Source organism: Pseudoalteromonas spongiae UST010723-006, assembly GCF_000238255.3.
GTDB lineage: Bacteria > Pseudomonadota > Gammaproteobacteria > Enterobacterales > Alteromonadaceae > Pseudoalteromonas > Pseudoalteromonas spongiae.
Map to the genome: position 1 here is coordinate 2099774 of NZ_CP011039.1, position 19853 is coordinate 2119626.

Genomic DNA, 19853 nt, shown 5'->3' on the forward strand with positions numbered 1-19853 from the left:
AAAAAAAGCCCAGTTATTAAACTGGGCTTTCGCTAACTAACTCCAGGGAAATTAAGAGAGTTAATAATTAGGTTGATGTTAGAAACGCTGTGTGTAGTTCAACGTAAATACACGACCACGCACATCATAAAGCGATAACACAGGTTCACGCGGTGAACTGGTTTCGCGTGGCGTATCTTCATCAAGTACATTTAACGCAGCAATTGACACAGTTGCATCCCACGGCGCGTTGTAGGTATACGTTAAGTTGTGACCAGTAAACGAATCCAGCTCATTGGTAACTTGCTTTTCACCGTTATCATCAACATACGCATTTTCTTGTGCAGAAATGTAGTATGAGTATAGGTTTACAGCGTGATCGCCAAGTGACCAAGTGATGTTAGCGTTGATTCGATCTTGTGGACGGTAAACATCACCAAGTTCGTCTTCACCAAGCTCTACACCACCTTCTTCATTAATAAAGCTGGTTTTATACGCCACCATGTGCGACCAATTTAGGTCAAAATCAAGTTCACCTGCAGCTTCAAAGTCAAACTTACCTGTCAGTGTCATATCAAGGCCAGCACTTTCGCGTAAACCAGCGTTTGCTAATGGGCTGATAATTTCAGAAACATTGTCACCACGGTAAAGAATATCAACACCCGGTAAACGCGCTGAAATTGGTACGTTTTGACCTTCAGTTTCCCAAATTTGAATTTGCATAATTTGCAGTAATTCGTGGTCAATCGTATCTACACGGCCTTCTACATCAAGCGTCCAGTAATCGGCTGAAAGTGACCAACCGTCTGAGAACTGCCAAACTACACCCAAGTTCGTGTTATCTGATTCTTCTGGCTCTAAGTCTGGGTTACCACCTGAACTTGCCCAGTAAGATGTACGATATTCACAATCACCAATACTAATGCCATCTTGATAACAGCCAATAAAATCAACTTCGTTTTCAGCATAACCGCGCACTACATCGCTGTATAAATCGGTTAATAATGGTGCTTGGAAACCACTACCTATTGAAGCGCGAAGTAATAGACTATCGATTGGACGGTAGCTAATATTAGCTTGTGGATTAAATGTGCCACCAAAGTCGCTGTAATCGTCATAACGAGCGGCTAGTTTCACTTCCATGCCTTCAATAACAGGAATAGCCACCTCAGTAAATGCTGCAGAAACAGTACGTGAACCAACACCACCACTACCGCCGTTACCGCCACTTACGTTGCCCGCTTCAGCCTGACCATCGATTTTGCTGTAGTAAGTTTCACGAGTATGTGATGCACCAACATAAGTTGACAATGCACCTGCCGGTAATTCTACGATATCAAATTGTAAACCACCGCGAACGGCTGTTTGTGTTGCACGGCGGAACTTATCAAAGTTTGCTGATACTGATGCTGGTGGACGAGATTCAGGGTCACGCGGATCCCAACCTTGCCATACACCGTCGTCATCAAAACCACCTACTGAACCTGAAAGCTGTGGCGTACTTGTGTAATTTGTGCCCCAAGTAAATGCATCGTAACGTGCATAGTTCGCACTTAGGTCCCAGTAAACATCACCAAAGTTACCGTCAAAACCAACTGCTAAATCAAGCGAGTTGTCATTGTGATCTGCAGTACGGTCGCCAGCTGAATTCATACGGTAGCCGAACCAACCGCCCGCTTCCACCGGCGTTAAGTTAAGTGTTGTACCATCTGATGTGGTAATTGTGCGTGCTGGCAATGCGTCATCTACTGGGAACCATGCAGGGTCGCCAGCCGAAACATCGACTGTATTTTGGTTCATCCACATACCGCGAACAAACATGCTTGTATCTTCAGTTAATGAATAAGTGAAGTTAGCCATTACAGAGTCACGACGCGTTTCTGGTAAAACTTGCGCCGCTTGCGTCCAGTCGTAACCACAAATTGAGTAGCTTTCATCAGATAAACGCGTTAATGGACCAATAAATGTGCCAGAGCCTTGACCGTTATATACATCACAGTTATTTTCTTGGTTTAGTGATTGCGTTACCCAACCATTGCTCCATTGCTCTAATGCGCGACCTGTTGGACTAATACCATGCCAGTTATCAAGATAACGTGGGTCTAACCCTTCTTCTTTAAGTTGCGCTTTCGCATAAGGTAAGTCAGCGTATAGAACTTGTTCTTCTTTATAGTGCTCCCAAGCAAATACAAACGATGTTTTATCTGACGAACCACCAGCTGTAAACGTATAACGCTGCGAATCGCCGCTATCGATTGTATCTGGCGTTTCAAGTTTTGCTGAAAACTCAGCGCCTTCATAATCGCGTTTTAAAATTACGTTGATTACACCCGCTACGGCATCTGAACCGTACACCGCCGACGCACCATCAGTTAGAATATCAATGCGCTGAATTGCCGCAGTTGGGATCATATTTAAGTTTGCAGAGCCGCCCGTAACTGGTGATTTAGTCAGTCTAACGCCATCGATTAAAACCAAAGTTTGACGGGGATCGGCACCACGCAGTGCAACTTGCGCTTGCGAGCTCCACCCATTGTTTGATGCGCCACCAAATGAGCCAAAACTGTTTAGTGTTGAGTTACGTAAAACATCACTTACTGTTGAAAAGCCCGATAATTCCATATCGGCCGCAGTAATTGAAATAACCGGTGACGCCCCTTCCATATCAACGCGTTTAATACGCGAACCAGTAATTGCAATACGTTCTACTTGTTCTGCTGCTGCATCTTCTTCAGCAGCCATAAGTGCTGGTGCACCAAGCAGAAGTGAAGAAATCGTGAAAGGTAGTAATGCCTTTTTAAAGCCCGTTTGAGAACCCCATTTATTTGTTTTCATTATTTTACTCGCCATTTATAAAAATAATTTACGTACGTGTTACTGATGTGAGAGTTCGTAACACGCGTTAATTTATATAAAATATATTGTATACTTTCTACATAAATTAATACTTTTTTACACTTTTGTATACAAAATATTAATAAGAGGTTTATTGATTTGACTGCAATAGTATTTTTAATACTTATTTATCAGTAAGATAGAAAAATGCATGTGACTAAATGTAATCACGAAAAAGTTTTGATAAAAAGAATAAAAAAGGAGCCGAAGCTCCTTTTTATAAATGACGTTTTTGATTAGCGAACCTATTGCCTTAGGAACATCAACAGATTTAGTGCCAACCAAATATGCGCAAAGTTCTCAAATATAGCCATTCGAATGCGATAAATTTAAGTACACTCAGTACGCTATATTTAGGTCACTAGAGTAACTCGCGACTTAAGCTGTTTGCTGATTTGTCTCGGTTAGTTTTGCATATCCCGTCTTTAACTTCTCAACAATTAAGTAATTTACTGGCACCAGAATTAGCGTAATTAACGTGGCAAAAATTATACCGAAGCCAAGTGATACGGCCATTGGAATTAAAAACTGCGCTTGAGTTTGCTGTTCAAACAATAACGGCATTAAGCCACAGAACGTGGTAATACTTGTAAGCATTACTGGTCTAAAGCGGGATACTCCTGCAGTTAACACGGCTTCCATAAGATCATGGCCATCATTTCGTCGTTTATTAATATAATCAACCAATACCAAGGAGTCGTTAACCACTACGCCAATTAACGCAAGCATACCGAGTAAACTCATAATGGTTAGTTCCATTGCCATTATCCAATGACCTAGCACCGCGCCAATCATGCCAAAAGGAATTACACTCATAACAATAAGCGGTTGAATATACGATTTAAAAGGTATCGCTAACAGCGCGTAAATGACAAAAAATACGAAAATCAGCGCCCATCCGAGGGAGCTAAACGACTCGCGCTGCTCTTTTGCTTCACCTTCCAGTGAATGACGCACACCAGGATACTTTGCAACTAAGCCATCTAAAAAGTCTTTTAGCTCTGCCTGCAACACGGTCATATTCGTATTGGCTTTTTCAATATCCGCGGTGATATTTACCGTACGGAAACGGTCAATACGATAAATACTCGATGGGCTTTTACCCGGAGTTAATGTTGCCACATGATTTAACGGTACTTGACCACCACTTGGCGTATCAATCAGCAATGCATTTAATGTAGTAAGTGAACTGCGCTCACTCAGTGGTAAACGCACCATGACGCGCACATCGTCTCTACCACGTTGAATACGCTGCACCTGAACACCGAAAAATGCATTTCGTACATGACGTGTTAGATCCGTACGGGTTAAACCCAGCGCCTTACCCTGTGCAGTAAGCTCCAATTGTAACTCTTGCTTACCATCACTTAAGCTATCTGCGATGTCAAAAACGGTAGGGTACGTTGCCAAATGCTTTTTAACTTGGTCGGCCACTTCCTGCAAAGTAGTCAGAGACATGCCCGTTAGTTGCACATCAATTGGATCGCTTGAACGACCAATTTCAGCTCTAAATGTTAGCGTTTCAGCACCTGGAATTTGCCCTATTAAACCGCGCCACTCGGATACCAATTCGCGCGAGCCAATATCAAGGGCGCGAGATTCTGGTGGCGTTATTTCAAAACGCACGCCACCGGTGTTTGTTGCACCACCACGCCCGCCCGTGGTAGCTAGTACATTTATAATAACACTCTCTCCGGTATCGGGATCGCGATACTTTTCTCGCAATACCTCTGCTTTATCAGCCATTAAGTCAATGTATTTTGCCGTCACGTTAAAAGGCGTACCTGTTGGTAAAGTGAGGTTTGCACGTACGGTTTCACTCGGAATTCGTGGAAAGAAAATAAACTTAGTCCAACCGCTCATAATCAATGACAAGATAATAAAAAATATCGCCACAAATAAAGATAATGTGATGCCTTTATTACTCACTGCTTTATTTAGAAGAGGACGGTAGTATTTGAAAATTTTGCGTTCAAAGCCATCAGCAAAGTTCTGTTGAAACTGACTAAATTTGCTTACCTGCCCTTTTTCCTTACGCAACTTTAAGTACTTAAGGTGAGCCGGTAATACAAATTTAGATTCCACCAACGACATGAGCAGAACTGGGATCACAACAACCGGAATTTGTGCAAATAAAGCGCCACGAGCCCCATCAATAAATGCGAGTGGTAAAAACGCCGCTACTGTGGTTAAGATGCCAAACGTTACTGGCGTTGCAACTTCTTGCGTGCCTTTTATGGCCGCTTCCTCTCCTGACTCAGAGCCATTTAAGTGGGTATAAACGTTTTCTCCGGTAACAATGGCATCATCAACAACAATACCTAACACTAAGATAAAGCCAAACAGACTCATAATATTGAGTGTGATACCAAAAAGTGGCATGGCTAAAAACGCGCCCATAAATGACACAGGAATACCGATAAATACCCAAAACGCAATCGCGGGACGTAAAAATAAAGTCAATAAAGCAAGCACTAAAATGCCGCCTTGTAATGCATTTGAGGTTAATGTTGAAATACGATTTTTGACGATAACAGAGTCATCATCCCAGTAACTTAGCTCGTACCCTGCGGGTAATTTGCCTTGCTGACTTTGAATATACTCTTTTACTTTATCAGCCACATCAATCGCACTTTGGTCGCCAATGCGGTACACCTCAATAAACGCAGCTTGTTTACCATTAAAACGCGTGCGAACAGGTGATTCTTCAAAGCCATCTTGAATATTAGCCACATCAGATAAACGGATCAGTGAGCCATCTGGCAAGCTCTTTACAATAATACTTGCAAATTCATCTTTGTAATACGCTTGGCCTTTTGAGCGCAGTAAAATATCACCACCACTTGAGCGTAAATTACCCGCCGAAATATCGGCACTTGAACGGTCAATCGCATTGCTAATATCTGCAATGCTCCCCCCACTTGAGCGTAAATTCCCCGCCGAAATATCGGCACTTGAACGGTCAATCGCATTGCTAATATCTGCAATGCTTAATTGATATTGACGCAGTTTATCTTGGCTTATTTCGACCGCAATTTCATAGTTACGAACACCGTCAAGCTCAAGCTGAGTTACGCCCGGAATACGCAATAAATCATCGCGAACCTGCTCTGCAAATTCACGGGTTTCTTTCTCTGAATAATTGCCTGAAACAGTCACGTTAATCACATCGCGTTTGCGCTGGGCAAGTGATACTACGGGTTTTTCGGCATCACTTGGAAAGGTATTTATTGCATCTACGCGACTTTTTATGTCGGCCAGCATATCGCGAGGGTCGTAACCAGTGTCGACTTCGATTGTGACTGACGCCGAACCTTCAGAGGAGCGACTGCGGATTTCTTTAATGCCTTCCAAATCCTGCACTGCTTCTTCTATGCGAATAGTGATACCTTGCTCTACATCTTCCGGTGTTGCCCCGCGCAATGACATGCTGACGCTAATGCGGTCGGTTTCAAACGACGGGAACACTTCAAGCGGTAATTGTGTTGTTAGCGAAAACAGGCCACCGATTAAAATGCTGATCATCAACAAGTTTGCGGCAACATGATTGCGTGTAAACCAGGCGATCATAGTGCTTTCTCCTGTTCACGCATGGCTTTACGTTCAGCTTTTAATTGCTCTACGGTAATTCCGCGCTGTTTTGCAATTTCTTTTAACTTAGTTACGCGTTGCTCTGAGTCGCGTTTTTTTGCTGGCGTTTCACCAATAACAGCAACACGTGTACCACTACTTACTTGACCAAGCGGTGTTACTACCAAGCGCTCATTCGCCATTAAACCGGTCGCGACCAAACTCTCACTTTCGCCCTGCCAAGCAAGAGAGATATCTTTTCTTAGTAATTGATTTTCTTTATCCAACACATAAACGTAGCTACCTTGATAAATCGCGTTATTTGGAATGACCAAGGCGTTTGGAATTTCACGACCTTTAATAGTAGCACTAACATATTGGCCAATTTTCACTGGATTTTGTCCCGATACCGGCGTTGAGTAAGGGTCTTCAATTTGAGCAACTACATAAAGCTGTTGTGACGCATCATTAATTGCCCCTTCCGTTCTCACTAAGGTGCCTTGCCATGTTTGCTCGCCAATTAAATCTGAATTAAACGTAACAAGACTATTTTGATTTGTTTTTTCACCACTTTGATACACTTCTGGCAAATTTATAAAGGCTAAATCTTTATTATTAATCGGTAATCGAATTTCAACTTTATCGGTGGCAAAAATCTCGGCAAGTTGGGCATTGTTTGACACCACCTGACCAATATCAACATGCTTTTTAAGTACACGCCCAGAAAATGGCGCGACAATTTTTGTGCGCTCAAGTGCAAGCTGTGCTTTTTCAAGTTTTGCTTGCGCCGACAATACGTTAGCCTGCTGAGCGGCTAATTGCGGTTTACGTAACACTAAATCACTGGGAGCATCGCCACTTCCTAAACGCTGCCAATCAGCCAGTGCTTGTTTTCCTCTCGCCTGCTCTTCAACTAACGCTTGCTTTGCCGATAATAAACTGGCCTCTGCAATTTTTACTTCAGCAAGATAGTCGCGCTCATCAATGCTGAGTAACATTTGACCCTTTTCGAAAAAACCACCATCGCGCAAGCTATCACTGATAAAGCTGATTTCGCCTGACACTTGTGCCACTAAAATGCTTTGCGTGCGCGGTTTTACAATTCCATAGCTTGCTACCTGTACTCGGTAAGAACGCGGTTCAATAGTCTTTGCATCTACAATAAGTTGCGCTTGTTTAGCGCCACCAAAACGTTTTGCTGTGGGTGGATTTTTAAAAATAACACTGACGATAATGCCCGCCACAATCAAAATTAAAACTGGTATTACAAAACGTGGGAATCGTGTTTTATTAATTGGCATTAGCGTTTTCCTTTAATTCTGCGACGTTAAAATCGCCACCGAGTGCAACATGTAAGTCAACACGGTTTGCTATCAGTAAATTTTTTATCGTTATTAAGCTACTTTGTGCGTCAAAAGAACGCTTCTGCGCATCAAGTACCGTGGTATAACTCACCAAACCTTTTAAGTACTGTTCAAATGATAAGGTTTCAGCAAGCTTAGCGTTATTAGCAGCGAGTAAGGTTGATTCGTATCTTTGCTGCAAATTGCGCTCAGCTGAAATGCCATTTTCAACACTTTGGAATGCTGAATAGAGACTATCTAAATAGCTAAGTTCTTGTTTATTTAATTCAAGCAATGCTTTTTCTTCGTTAGCTTTTAAGCGGCCCGCATTAAATAATGGTGCTGTAAGTGACCCCGCCAACGACCACGCAACATTACCACCAGCCAGCAAATCACTGATATCACTGCTATCTGGCCCAACACTGCCGGTGAGCTTTAAACTAGGAAAACGCTGTTTATGGGCATAGGCAAGCGCCGCATCTTTTGCCAGCAAACTGTACCAACTTGCAATAAGTGACGGTTTTCGTGTGATTAACTCTGACGGCATACCAAGTGGAATATCTGATGTTAATAACGGCAGCTCAGCAGTCACCGAAAGTAAACCCGATGGGTAGTCACCTAGCAGCAACTCTAAATCCCTAATGCGCTCCACTTGCGTATTTTGCTGCGCAACTAAACGAGATTTTTCATTGTTAAGTTCGTTACGTGTTAAGTACACATCCAGTGCGTCATTGAGTCCTTGGCGGTATCCCGACTCTATTATCTCTAAATTTTGTTGTGCAAGCACAAGTCGTTCGTTTAGAAGTGCAACTTGATTATTCGCCTCAATTACGCCAAACCAAGCTTTAACGACAGCGGCAACTAATGCTTGTTTTTGCGATAAGTATTCGGCCTCTAATGCCATCACATTTAAATTAGCATTTCGCTCTTTTACCGATAGTTTTCCCCAAACATCTAATTCATAAGATAAATTTAGGTCTAACCCATTACCATTGGAGTAGCTGTCTGTGGTTGGATTATAGCGGCGATTACTTACAAGCGATAAATCAAATGTTGGCCATAAATCACTACCAGTCACGATGAGTTGTTGTTTCGAAACGGCAATATCTAACGCCTTTTGCTGCAAACTGCGGTTATTCGCAAGTGCTTTTTCAACCAACTCGAACGCTTGCGTATTTTGCAATTCGTTCAACCAATTATCTTTCACAGCCAAGTATTGGCTTTGCGCCTGCCATGCTTCGGGGGTATTTATGTCAGCTCGATAATCTGACGTTATTTTATTTGTTGTATTACAGCCAGCTAATGCTATCAGTAAACCTACAACGAGATTTACTTTGAAAAGCGGCTTCAACCTGTTGCCCATGGTGTCTTCTCACTAGAGAATAAATATCTTCAATATCATAGTTTAATAATTGTCTAAGAAGTGTCTCAATAAACTTTACATAGACTTACATTCATTGCTAATACAGAAACACCTGCCAATAAGATCATTATGGCTTGCCGTCAAAACTTAATCGAGTACGTGACAAGTAAATGGACGATTGAATTAGTCGCCAATAGATAAAAGAGCTTAAAGTTATTTTGAAACAGTTACTTATAAAGGTATAAGTTAAAAAAATAAATAAAGGAACTTAGAATAAGTGGTGCCCAGCAATTGAGGCGGACAAAATTGTCAGGAACAATTTTGAAAATGCGCAGCATGGCTTGGAAAATACAGGGAGGTATTTTCTCATCGAACTCATACCAATTTTATTAACTACTTTGTCATTCTAGCGAGTTAAACGCCTCATTAACTGCGTTAAAAAATTCTTATGTAGAACAACTACATGTTAAATTTTTCGCCTTGTTTATGAACCGTTTCTCTGTCGCAATAAGTGACCTATCAATTAATGCAATTGGTATAATAAGATTTAGCAAAACACTAAATTTCAGACATAAAAAAACCCCGACCTAAAGGTCAGGGTTTCAAAATAAGTGGTGCCCAGAGGCGGAATCGAACCACCGACACGAGGATTTTCAATCCTCTGCTCTACCGACTGAGCTATCTGGGCTTAGCTATTTTAGTACTGCTAAAGTACACTCTTGCGAGTAAAGAAATGGTGCCTGCTGCCGGAGTCGAACTGGCGACCTACTGATTACAAGTCAGTTGCTCTACCAACTGAGCTAAGCAGGCACACTAAAACTGGTCATCTTTAAAAGATGGTGCCCAGAGGCGGAATCGAACCACCGACACGAGGATTTTCAATCCTCTGCTCTACCGACTGAGCTATCTGGGCGCTTTAATGCATTAGCTATTTTAGTACTGCTAAAGTACACTCTTGCGAGTAAATAAATGGTGCCTGCTGCCGGAGTCGAACTGGCGACCTACTGATTACAAGTCAGTTGCTCTACCAACTGAGCTAAGCAGGCACACTAAAACTGGTCATCTTTAAAAGATGGTGCCCAGAGGCGGAATCGAACCACCGACACGAGGATTTTCAATCCTCTGCTCTACCGACTGAGCTATCTGGGCGTTTTAACTCGGTAAACTAGAAAACCTAAAAAGGATTCTCAATGCTATTCCAAATTGCTCTACCGACTGAGCTACTTGGGCATTACGTAAAACTAATTTTACTAAACATTTGAGCGCTACTCGCATCTTGCTTTTGCGTTCTGCCTGTCTGGGCGTGCGGCGTATTAAACGGGTTTTACCGCTTCAAGTCAACACTTTTTTCAACATTCACTTTCGTTTGCACACTTATCCGCCAAATTGAACACAAACAAAGCACTACAAATGATTTCACTTTGCTAAATTCGTATGTAATAGTAAGATTTATCGGTATTTTGTACTAGTAATTGGGTCAAAAACATAATTTTTTGGCCTTGTACAAATAAAGCAACAATAATATCCAAAGAAGCCCCTATAACTGGAGTAAGGTTTTAAAATGCTTACTAACAAGTTTTTATCGCTAAAAGCTATTCATACAATTAATGCCATTGTTTTTATAATTTTCGCCGCATCGTTATATATGGCAATAAACAGCTTTTCCAAAATACAAACTAACGAACCACAACTCCCCAGCTACACCAAACTCGATATTCAAACCATTGCAGATAAAGTTGATAGACCATTGGTTGATGCCATCACCCGATTTGGTTTTAATAATGCGATTCAAATTCTTCATTCTTTAAAATCCGTAGATAAAGGAATTGATTACTACCTTTACAACTTAAAACGTGACGAGTTACAGCTAATCAGTAAAACTGGTGGTAACTTTTCAAACCCTGAAAACAAAACCGCCGCAATCGAAACAGATAGCGCCATTACCGTAAGCCAACAATTAACCCTTGCAGGAAAGAACCATGGCTTACTTGTTATCGAATACAAAAAACCATCACAAATCATAAATACCGTTACTTCGCCAACCGCAGCATACCTTTGGACAGCATTAGCTATTTTAAGCGGCATTTTTTGTTTTACCTTTTTACCAACCGCACTTTCGCGAAAAATCATTTCGAATACAGAAAAGCTAGATAAAGAAATTAGCGTCATTACTGAAAAAGGTGATTATCAACTTCGCGTCGATACAAATATCGGGTTAGGTCTTGCCCCCACAGCTGAGCGCGTTAATTTGCTACTTGATGCGGTAAACAAGAGCGAGCAATTACATATTAAGGCTGAAAACGATTTACAAGACTTACAATCTAGCCTTGAGCATCAGGTGGTTGCGCGCACCCAAGAACTAGAAAAAGCAATTAAAGTTGCTGAGCGTGCAAGCGAAGCTAAAACAACGTTCCTTGCAACCATGAGCCACGAAATACGTACACCAATGAATGGTGTCATTGGCACCATTGATTTATTACGCAATACAACCTTAACAGGCTCTCAGCATAGGCTAAGTAGCATTATTCGTGAATCTGCTTTTTCGCTGTTAGGAATTTTGGACGACATTTTAGACTTTTCAAAAATTGAAGCAGGCAAACTAACGGTTGAAAACAAACCATTTAGCGTTGTTAATGTTGTTGAAGAAGTTGCAAAAGTAATGAGTTCAATCGCACACAAGAGTGATTTAGAACTTTCGTTATTTATCGACCCTGAAATCCCAGAATCTGTGCTTGGTGATGCCGTGCGCGTGCGCCAAGTAATATATAACCTGTGTTCTAACGCAATTAAATTCACCCAAACCAATAGTGATATGCAAGGGCAAGTGTCTATTGAAGCCAAACTTGCCTCAAATAGCCATGATTTCGATACTATCGATTTTATTATTAGCGATAACGGTAAAGGCATGGATAAAACGCAACTTGCGCGTATTTTCCAACCCTTTAGCCAAGCTGAAGAAAGCATTACTCGTGAATATGGCGGTACAGGCTTGGGCCTTTCAATTTGTAAAAGCTTAACGGAATTAATGTACGGCACCATTCGCGTTAGTTCTGAGCTTGGTCTTGGCAGTGAATTTATTGTGAGTATTCCTTTCACCAAAGATTCAGAAGCGAAAAAAGGTAACCGCGGACGTTTACAAAAGCGTCAAATTGCACTCTTTAGTCCAACAGACATTAATAAGCAGCGCTTACAATCTTACCTAAGCTATTTAGGGGCACAGGTAACACCGTTCAATCAAATATCTGATGAGCTTGCCGAATGGCAAACTAAACAGGGTCTGATCTGGGTGCTTGATGGCACACATGACATGGATGAAGCAAATAAGCTGCTACGTAAAATTGCCTACAACTTAGAAGAGCATAAACAGCAAGCAATTGTTTTAGGTCGCTTAACCGAAGCCAAGCTAAATTTAAACAATCTATTCTACCTTTCGGCCATGCCACTGTGTAAAACAGCCTTTTTTAATTCATTGTTAATTGCTGCTGGATTGCAGTCTCCTAAAGTTATTAATACTAAAAAACAAATTAGCCCGTTAACAAATCACCAAAGCAAAGGGCATTGCCAAGTATTATTAGTTGAAGATAATTTAATGAACCAACAAGTAATTTGCGACCAGCTTAACTTACTTGGTTACAGTGTAGATATTGCTTCGAATGGTGAAGAAGGTTTTGACATGTGGAAAAACGGCCAGTACGAGTTTGTATTAACCGATTTACATATGCCTAAAATGTCTGGTTATGATTTAGCGCGTAAAATTAGACAAGAGTCTCCGTATCGTAAAGACCTAAAAACTGCGACTACCATAGTTGCAGTTACTGCTAATGCCCTAAAAGGTGAGCGAGAAAAGTGCATTGAAGGCGGCATGAACGACTACATCACTAAACCAGTTGAGCTAAATGTACTTGAAGAGCTAATGGATAAATGGCTTCCGCAGGGACAAGCACAAACCACCGCTACACCTATTTTAATCGAAAAGTTAATCAGTTATGTTGGAAATGATGTACAGCAGCATCAACATTATTTAGATATGTTTGCTAAACACGGGCAAGATCTCGCGTTTGATATTTCACGTGCGTTAAAACAAGAAGATGTAGAGCAAGCAGGCAAGCTCGCACATCAATTAAAATCAACAGCACAAACCATTGGTGCCGTGAGCGTTGCCAATGCAGCACAAGCGATTGAAACTCTTGTTAATCAAGAAAGAGACATTGCTAGCGTAACCTTAACGCATTACGCTGATGAGCTTGAGCGCAGCTTCTTTGAAGCCAATGAGTTTATACATGACTATTTGAAAAATAGCCTGAATAACTAGGGTCTGTTGATCTTTGCTGTTCTATTTTTGTTCTCTCTGAGCGTACTTTTATCGCGGCGCTCGATGTGTGGCCTAGTAATCTAAGCGAATATCGAGCAAAGCTTCCGCGTCCTGCTCACGCCCCTTACCTACATCCATGTAGGCAACAATGAGAAAAGTGCGCTCAAAAGAACCGTTCGGCAGCGCTTGATTGGCTTTTCTACTGTGTTATCGGCTGGCTCACATAGAATAACTATGCAACGCAGCCTCTGCCTTGTAGAAAACCCAATCAAACTGCTGCAAAAACGAACTTGAAAGGTCAACAGACCCTAATAGCAGCGAACAAAAATCAAAAAGGCGCCAATTGGCGCCTTTTTATTCTTCTACCGGTTTGTAACCTTCAATTTCAACATCTTTATTTTCAAACAAGAAGCCAACCATTTGCTCCTCTAAAAACCCGCGATGTTCTGGGTCCATCATATTTAGATGTTTTTCATTAATTAGCATAGTTTGCTTGTGTTGCCACTGAGCCCATGCTTCTTTGCTAATGTTATTAAAGATGCGTTCACCCACATCACCTGGGTAAAGTTGAAAATCTAAACCATCTGCTTCTTTTTGTAGCTTTTGACAAAAAACGGTACGTGCCATAATCAATCTCACTGTAAACTTTGTTTTCAGTTTACCCTTTTCTGGTTAAAGTTTTAATTATTTTCTTTGTAGGCGTAGCAAGCCCCACTTCTTGTGGCTGCGTTAAGTTATACGCCAAAACCTCTTTTTCAGCGACATTCAATGGCAGCTTAGTAACGTCAATCACAACAGGTGTAATCATTAAATTAAAATGACTAAACACATGTTTAAACTCATCTAGATATGTTTTTTCACCTGCCAACCCATTGCTTAACAGCCAATTTTCTAATTCATTTTCGTTAGCAAATTCAAAAAAGCCAAATAACCCACCCCAAATACCCGATGATGGACGCTTTTCCATTAGCACTTGATTATTTACTCTAACAATTGCCATCAAGCATGACTTTGTTGGATTGTTTTTTTTCGGTTTAGGATTTGGGAATTCTTTTACGCGTTCGGCATTATGTGCGCCACATTTATCAACTAATGGACAAGGATCGCAATCAAACTTGGTACGAGAGCAAAGGCTCGCTCCCAAGTCCATCATGGCTTGATTAAATTCTACCACATTTCCTTTTGGCGTCACTTGATCTGAAAGCTGCCACAATAAAGTTTCTACTTTCTTTTCACCATACCAACCTGACACCATAAAAAAGCGCGCCAATACACGCTTAACATTACCATCTAAAATCGGATGATGTTGGCCAAGAGATAGTGACAAAATAGCGCCCGCGGTAGAACGCCCAATGCCTGGCAATGCAATCACTTCATCAATGTCTTCTGGAAAGTGCCCGTTGTACTTCTCAACAATAATCTTTGCAGCTTTATGCAAGTTACGAGCACGTGCGTAATACCCTAAACCAGTCCAATGATGTAGCACTTGATCTTCGTCTGCTTGCGCTAAATCTTGCACAGTAGGAAAACTTGCCATAAAGCGTTCGAAATATGGAATAACCGTAATCACTTGGGTTTGTTGCAACATAATTTCCGACACCCACACTTTATATGGTGTTTTGCCGAGTTGCCATGGCAGCGTCTTTCGACCATATAAGTGATACCATTCAACCACTTGGTTAGAAAACCACTCTCTTTCTTTCTTTTCTATTTTCACGCACGACCCTAAATAGATTTCATCAAAATCGTCGCCAGTCTATAAAGGCAAACTGAAAATTCAAGGAATTGTTGCTATTTCTTATAAAAAAGGCGTTCGGTTACTTGAGCTAAAAGCAAGTTGCGGGGATAATACGCCACCAAATTTTCAACGTCGGTGAGATATGAGCGATACATCTAAAACTGCTTTAGAGCAAGCAGAACAAGAAGGTAAATACATTCGTAAAGTTCGCAGCTTTGTAAAACGCGAAGGTCGTTTAACCAAAGGGCAAGCAAAAGCACTTGAAGATAACTGGGCGACTATGGGATTAAACCACCAAGACGGCCTGCTTGATTTCACCAAAGTGTTTGGCAACGACAACCCAGTTGTACTTGAGATTGGCTTTGGTATGGGTAAGTCTTTAGTTGAAATGGCAAAGAATGCGCCAGATACAAACTTTATCGGTATTGAAGTTCACCGCCCAGGTGTAGGTGCATGTTTAATGGATGCAAGCGAAGCCGGCGTAACAAACCTACGTGTTTATGAGCACGATGCAGTTGAAGTACTTTCCGACTGCATTGCCGATGGTTCACTCGCTAAGTTACAGTTATTTTTCCCTGATCCATGGCATAAAAAGCGCCACCACAAGCGTCGTATTGTACAACCTGAATTCGTTGAAAACCTGCGTAGCAAACTTAAAATCGGTGGTGTTTTCCACATGGCAACTGACTGGGAAAACTACGCTGAGCACATGTTAGAAGTGATGACTGCGGCTGAAAAGTTCCAAAACCAATCAGAAACTAACGATTACGTACCGCGTCCGGACGACCGTCCATTGACTAAATTCGAACAGCGCGGCCACCGTTTAGGTCATGGTGTTTGGGACTTAATGTTCGAAAGAAAGGTATAACACTATGCTATCAGCTGCCAGCCAAGTATTAATTCGCAATCAAGAATACTTAGAAGCCGAATCTATTTTATTAGTAAACCATTTAAACGATGGCTTTGCTGAGCAGCTGTGCGACCTGTACCCGAACGCATCTGTCACCGGGTTTACCAGCATATTAACCAACAGAACCCAATTTCAAAACGATAATTTTGAACAAGTAATTGCAGCTAGCTTGCCTAAAAAGCTATTCGACTTGGTGGTTTTTTACTATCCGAAAGCAAAAGCTGAAGCGCAAATGTTGCTTGATAACATTCGTGCTATCAGTACAGAGTCAACACGCTTATTGGTAGTTGGTGAAAACAAAGGTGGCGTTAAGTCTGTTGTAAAACAACTTAAAGCAGATGCGCAATTTTTCCGTAAAGTCGACTCGGCTCGTCATTGCAGTTTGTTTCAGTTCACTGGTTTAACCGTTAATCCTGATTTCCAACTAGCCAGCTACGCGAAACAGTTTGAAATCAATGTTGCGGGAACACCGCTTAGCTTAGTAACTTTACCAGGCGTATTTAGCCACGGCGAACTTGATAAAGGGACTGAGTTGCTGCTTGAAACAGTTAAGCTAAACAATCCTAAAACGCTGCTGGACTTTGCAACCGGCTGTGGTGTTATCTCTACGTTTTTAGCCAAGCACTATGCTGAGTGTAAGATTGTTGCATCAGACGTAAGTGCGCTTGCATTGGCAGCTGCAGAGCTGACCTTTGCCAAAAATGGGGTAAGTGCCGAATTAAAGCTGGCAGATGGTATTTCATCAATAAATTCAAAATTTGACTATATTGTCTCTAATCCGCCATTTCATACTGGCCTTTCAACTAACTACGACATCACCCAACTGTTTATCGCGGATGCAAAAAAGCGCTTAAATAAACGCGGTGAATTGCTCATTGTTGCTAACAGCTTTTTACCCTATGCCGATGCATTGCGTGATGAGTTTGGTGACTTCAGCAAACTAAAAGACAACAAAAAATTCACGATTTATTCAGCAATTGCCTGATTATTAGCATAGATTAACTGCCTTTTCGGCACCGAAATCAAATACTCTTTTACGTTGCCAAGCGTTTTTGGCAACAAGCCTTTATTTGTCGCACATAAGGTAAGTTTGCGACTTTTCACAATATAAAACGCGTTTTGCTTAGCGAGTCTTGCAAAGGCATACGCATCGTTTGTATTACTTACATAAAAAGCAAAAGTTAATTCGCGATAGCACATATTCTCTGAGCCGCCCCAAAGAGTTTGAAACTGAATTCCTCGCTTTCTAAGTAGCGCAGCAACAAAGGCCGCCAGTTTGCGATTTTGCATGGCAGAGCAGGTTTTTCCGTGCGCATTCCAAACACTCAAAACGACTAAAACACGGTTAGTCCGCGAGTCGTGCGAAAACTGACTAAATCTTGCTGTTTGATATATTTGCCACAATGCCAAACTGTTATTTTCCATAACCTTATTGATTATCCACCAAATTAACGTCTAAACTTGCAATAGCGCTAATTTATATTCTTACGTATTTAATAAATTTGCTTAACGTGATGGCGCTCAGTAATATGAAATTAACCCTGAAAACTTAATGCCATATGCAAAATAATCATAAAACAATAACAATTAGAAAGGCGTTAAGCCGTGCGGTGATTGTCATCACCTCTTTAAGCATATTGCTTTCGGTTATCGTAAGTACAGTATTAGACGTCTCTAATCAGAAAAAGAATCTGATTGAAGAGCTAAATACGATTGCCGGCATTATCTCTTTTAATGCTTATGTGCCCGTAGTATTTCTCGATCAAGACGAAATGCAAAAGCAGTTAAAAGCCTATGAAAAGATTGATTACATTAAAAACATTCACATTTATCAAGTGGATGAGTTTAGTGGTGCAATCTCACTTTTTGCAACCTACAACACTGGTGAAAACCCTCCTATAGCCTCGAAAGTCAAAAAGCTCACTAACCGAGTAAGCTCAAATATCGATGGCGATAATATTGAAGTAATTTATCCAATTAGAACCGATGACAACGATAATGTAATTAGTGCTAACCCTAAAATTGACGGTTATGTGTATATACTGGGAACCGATGCGCCGATTCAACAAGCACTAAAAAATAGAATTTCAGTGGATGTAGTTGTCGGCGTTGTTATTTTACTTTCTGTATTGCTGATAACGCTCACCTTTCAGCGCCGTTTTTCACGTCCGATTGAAGCACTCAGTACAGTGGTTAAAGATGTCTCAAAAAACAAAAATTACGATGTCATTGTACCTACTGCCAAAATTACTGAGCTTGATATGCTGGCTAAGAGTATCAATACCTTATTTGCCAGAACGTTAGCGCAATTAGAGCGTCAGAAAAAAGATGAGCAAGAAATAAGACAGCTCAACCAAAACCTTGAACAGAAAGTTAACCAGCGTACAGAGGCCTTAAAAGAGGCCAATCAAGAACTGCTCAGCACGCTTGAGCGAATGCATCAGTACCAAACAAAAATTGTCGAAAACGAAAAAATGGCATCGCTTGGGCAAATGGTTGCGGGCGTTGCACACGAGGTAAATACCCCGCTTGGATTGGGTATTACTGGCTCTACTTTGCTAAAAGACAAGCTTGAAGAGCTTAGAGTTAATTTCGAAAATAAAACCCTTACCTCATCTCATATGAGTCGCTTTATTGAAGATGGTGTTGAAAACTTAGATTTGATTTATCGTAATTTAAATCGCGCTGCTGAACTGGTTTCAAGCTTTAAGCAACTTGCTGTTACCCATGAAACGCAAGAAGATAAATTGATCCACCTTCACGATTTTATTAATCAGGTCATTACTACACTTAGCGGTGAATTAACCAAATTCCCACACCAAGTGAGTATTGAAGGTGATACAGACCTTGAAATTTGGACAAAACCGCCAATTATTCAGCAAATTATTGAAAATCTGATTAGCAATAGTTTAATCCATGCATTTGGCCCCGAGCAGCAAGGTAATATTGTCATCACTGTATCGGCAAACGAACATGCTACGATAATTGACTACCAAGACGATGGAAATGGTGTGCCAATTAGTATTCGCAACCGTATTTTCGACCCGTTTGTTACAACACGCCGTGGCGAAGGTGGCAGTGGCCTTGGTTTGCATTTAGTATATAACTTGGTAACCCAAGCCCTTGATGGCAGCATTAAACTCGATACCGAAGCACAAACAGGTGCGCATTTCATAATTGAATTACCAATCAAACAAGGAGCTCAGTAATGCGTTTGCTACTGCTTGTTGTTATTGGATTATTCAGCTCATTTGTATCGGCAAAAACCGCGGAGCAATTGCGAGCTGCCTATTTAATGCAGTTCCCTTCTTTTGTTCGCTACACAGAGCCAAATCATAAACCTTATGAAATAACTTTTTGTTTTGCCGAACAGTTGGGCCCAATTGGTGAATTGATCAATGCGCAACAAAAAGTACTACGTCAAAGACTTAACTTTTCCTTGCAGGTTGTTGATACATTAAATTCAGATAAACTAAAACAGTGCTCGTATTTGTACTTATCAAAAGACGTCAAAAATACCGGAAGCTATTTGGATAAAGTCACTAGCCACACAATTACAATAGGTGAACAAAAGTCAGCGTTAAGCGCAGGCGCCCTTATGGCATTAGTACAGGAACAGAATAAAATACGGATACACATCAACCAAACTAAATTGGACGAAAACATTATTAGTTTCAATGCGCGCTTATTAGCATTAGCAAAAGTAGCCTCCTACTAAATTACCTGAGTCTATGATAACAAGG

The 19853-nt window shown here is 41.1% G+C and carries 12 protein-coding genes and 5 tRNA genes; 5 read left to right on the plus strand and 12 right to left on the minus strand.

Annotated elements, in window-relative coordinates; all coding sequences use genetic code 11:
- Positions 1 to 78: 78 nt before the first annotated feature.
- From PSPO_RS09775 to PSPO_RS09815, 9 genes are all read right to left on the minus strand, one after another.
- On the minus strand, positions 79 to 2814 hold the full coding sequence (locus PSPO_RS09775; protein WP_010559628.1) for a TonB-dependent receptor plug domain-containing protein: 2736 nt from the start codon (positions 2812 to 2814) through the stop codon (positions 79 to 81).
- A gap of 438 nt (positions 2815 to 3252) precedes the next feature.
- On the minus strand, positions 3253 to 6444 hold the full coding sequence (locus PSPO_RS09780; protein ID WP_096035290.1) for an efflux RND transporter permease subunit: 3192 nt from the start codon (positions 6442 to 6444) through the stop codon (positions 3253 to 3255).
- The gene (locus PSPO_RS09785; RefSeq protein ID WP_010559626.1) at positions 6441 to 7745 is read right to left on the minus strand and encodes an efflux RND transporter periplasmic adaptor subunit; all 1305 of its coding nucleotides are present in this window, start codon (positions 7743 to 7745) and stop codon (positions 6441 to 6443) included. The genes PSPO_RS09780 and PSPO_RS09785 overlap by 4 nt, the downstream gene beginning before the upstream one ends.
- A complete protein-coding gene (locus PSPO_RS09790; RefSeq protein WP_010559625.1) occupies positions 7735 to 9150 on the minus strand; it encodes an efflux transporter outer membrane subunit in 1416 nt (471 codons plus the stop codon). Before PSPO_RS09790 ends, PSPO_RS09785 begins: the two co-directional genes overlap by 11 nt.
- Before the next feature lie 612 nt (positions 9151 to 9762).
- A tRNA-Phe gene (locus PSPO_RS09795) sits at positions 9763 to 9838 on the minus strand.
- 46 nt (positions 9839 to 9884) lie between these two features.
- Positions 9885 to 9960: transfer RNA gene (locus tag PSPO_RS09800), tRNA-Thr, on the minus strand.
- A gap of 27 nt (positions 9961 to 9987) precedes the next feature.
- Positions 9988 to 10063 (minus strand) — tRNA-Phe (locus tag PSPO_RS09805).
- 57 nt (positions 10064 to 10120) lie between these two features.
- Positions 10121 to 10196 (minus strand) — tRNA-Thr (locus PSPO_RS09810).
- A 27-nt stretch (positions 10197 to 10223) separates the two neighbouring features.
- Positions 10224 to 10299 (minus strand) — tRNA-Phe (locus tag PSPO_RS09815).
- Between the two features lie 412 nt (positions 10300 to 10711).
- Between PSPO_RS09815 and PSPO_RS09820 the strand changes: the two genes are divergently transcribed.
- Positions 10712 to 13462: a hybrid sensor histidine kinase/response regulator gene (locus PSPO_RS09820; protein WP_010559624.1), complete on the plus strand. Its 2751-nt coding sequence runs from the start codon at positions 10712 to 10714 to the stop codon at positions 13460 to 13462.
- 354 nt (positions 13463 to 13816) lie between these two features.
- Here the strand turns inward: PSPO_RS09820 and PSPO_RS09825 are convergent, their stop codons facing one another.
- A complete protein-coding gene (locus PSPO_RS09825) occupies positions 13817 to 14089 on the minus strand; it encodes an oxidative damage protection protein (RefSeq protein WP_010559623.1) in 273 nt (90 codons plus the stop codon).
- 31 nt (positions 14090 to 14120) lie between these two features.
- Positions 14121 to 15179 carry an A/G-specific adenine glycosylase gene (mutY, locus tag PSPO_RS09830; protein ID WP_010559622.1) on the minus strand — a complete coding sequence of 353 codons (1059 nt, stop codon included), beginning with the start codon at positions 15177 to 15179 and terminating at the stop codon, positions 14121 to 14123.
- Between the two features lie 163 nt (positions 15180 to 15342).
- Between mutY and trmB the strand changes: the two genes are divergently transcribed.
- Both trmB and PSPO_RS09840 read left to right on the plus strand, forming a co-directional pair.
- On the plus strand, positions 15343 to 16068 hold the full coding sequence (gene trmB, locus PSPO_RS09835; RefSeq protein WP_010559621.1) for a tRNA (guanosine(46)-N7)-methyltransferase TrmB: 726 nt from the start codon (positions 15343 to 15345) through the stop codon (positions 16066 to 16068).
- A 4-nt stretch (positions 16069 to 16072) separates the two neighbouring features.
- On the plus strand, positions 16073 to 17095 hold the full coding sequence (locus PSPO_RS09840; RefSeq protein WP_010559620.1) for a methyltransferase: 1023 nt from the start codon (positions 16073 to 16075) through the stop codon (positions 17093 to 17095).
- Here the strand turns inward: PSPO_RS09840 and PSPO_RS09845 are convergent.
- Entirely contained in the window at positions 17077 to 17535 is a 459-nt protein-coding gene (locus PSPO_RS09845) for a hypothetical protein (protein WP_021033010.1), read from the minus strand. The genes PSPO_RS09840 and PSPO_RS09845 overlap by 19 nt on opposite strands.
- Positions 17536 to 17669: 134 nt before the next feature.
- Between PSPO_RS09845 and PSPO_RS09850 the strand changes: the two genes are divergently transcribed.
- Both PSPO_RS09850 and PSPO_RS09855 read left to right on the plus strand, forming a co-directional pair.
- Entirely contained in the window at positions 17670 to 19319 is a 1650-nt protein-coding gene (locus PSPO_RS09850; protein ID WP_010559618.1) for an ATP-binding protein, read from the plus strand.
- Positions 19319 to 19828 (plus strand): YfiR family protein, encoded by a 510-nt coding sequence (locus PSPO_RS09855; RefSeq protein WP_010559617.1) that lies wholly within the window; start codon positions 19319 to 19321, stop codon positions 19826 to 19828. The genes PSPO_RS09850 and PSPO_RS09855 overlap by 1 nt, the downstream gene beginning before the upstream one ends.
- Positions 19829 to 19853 lie beyond the last annotated feature (25 nt).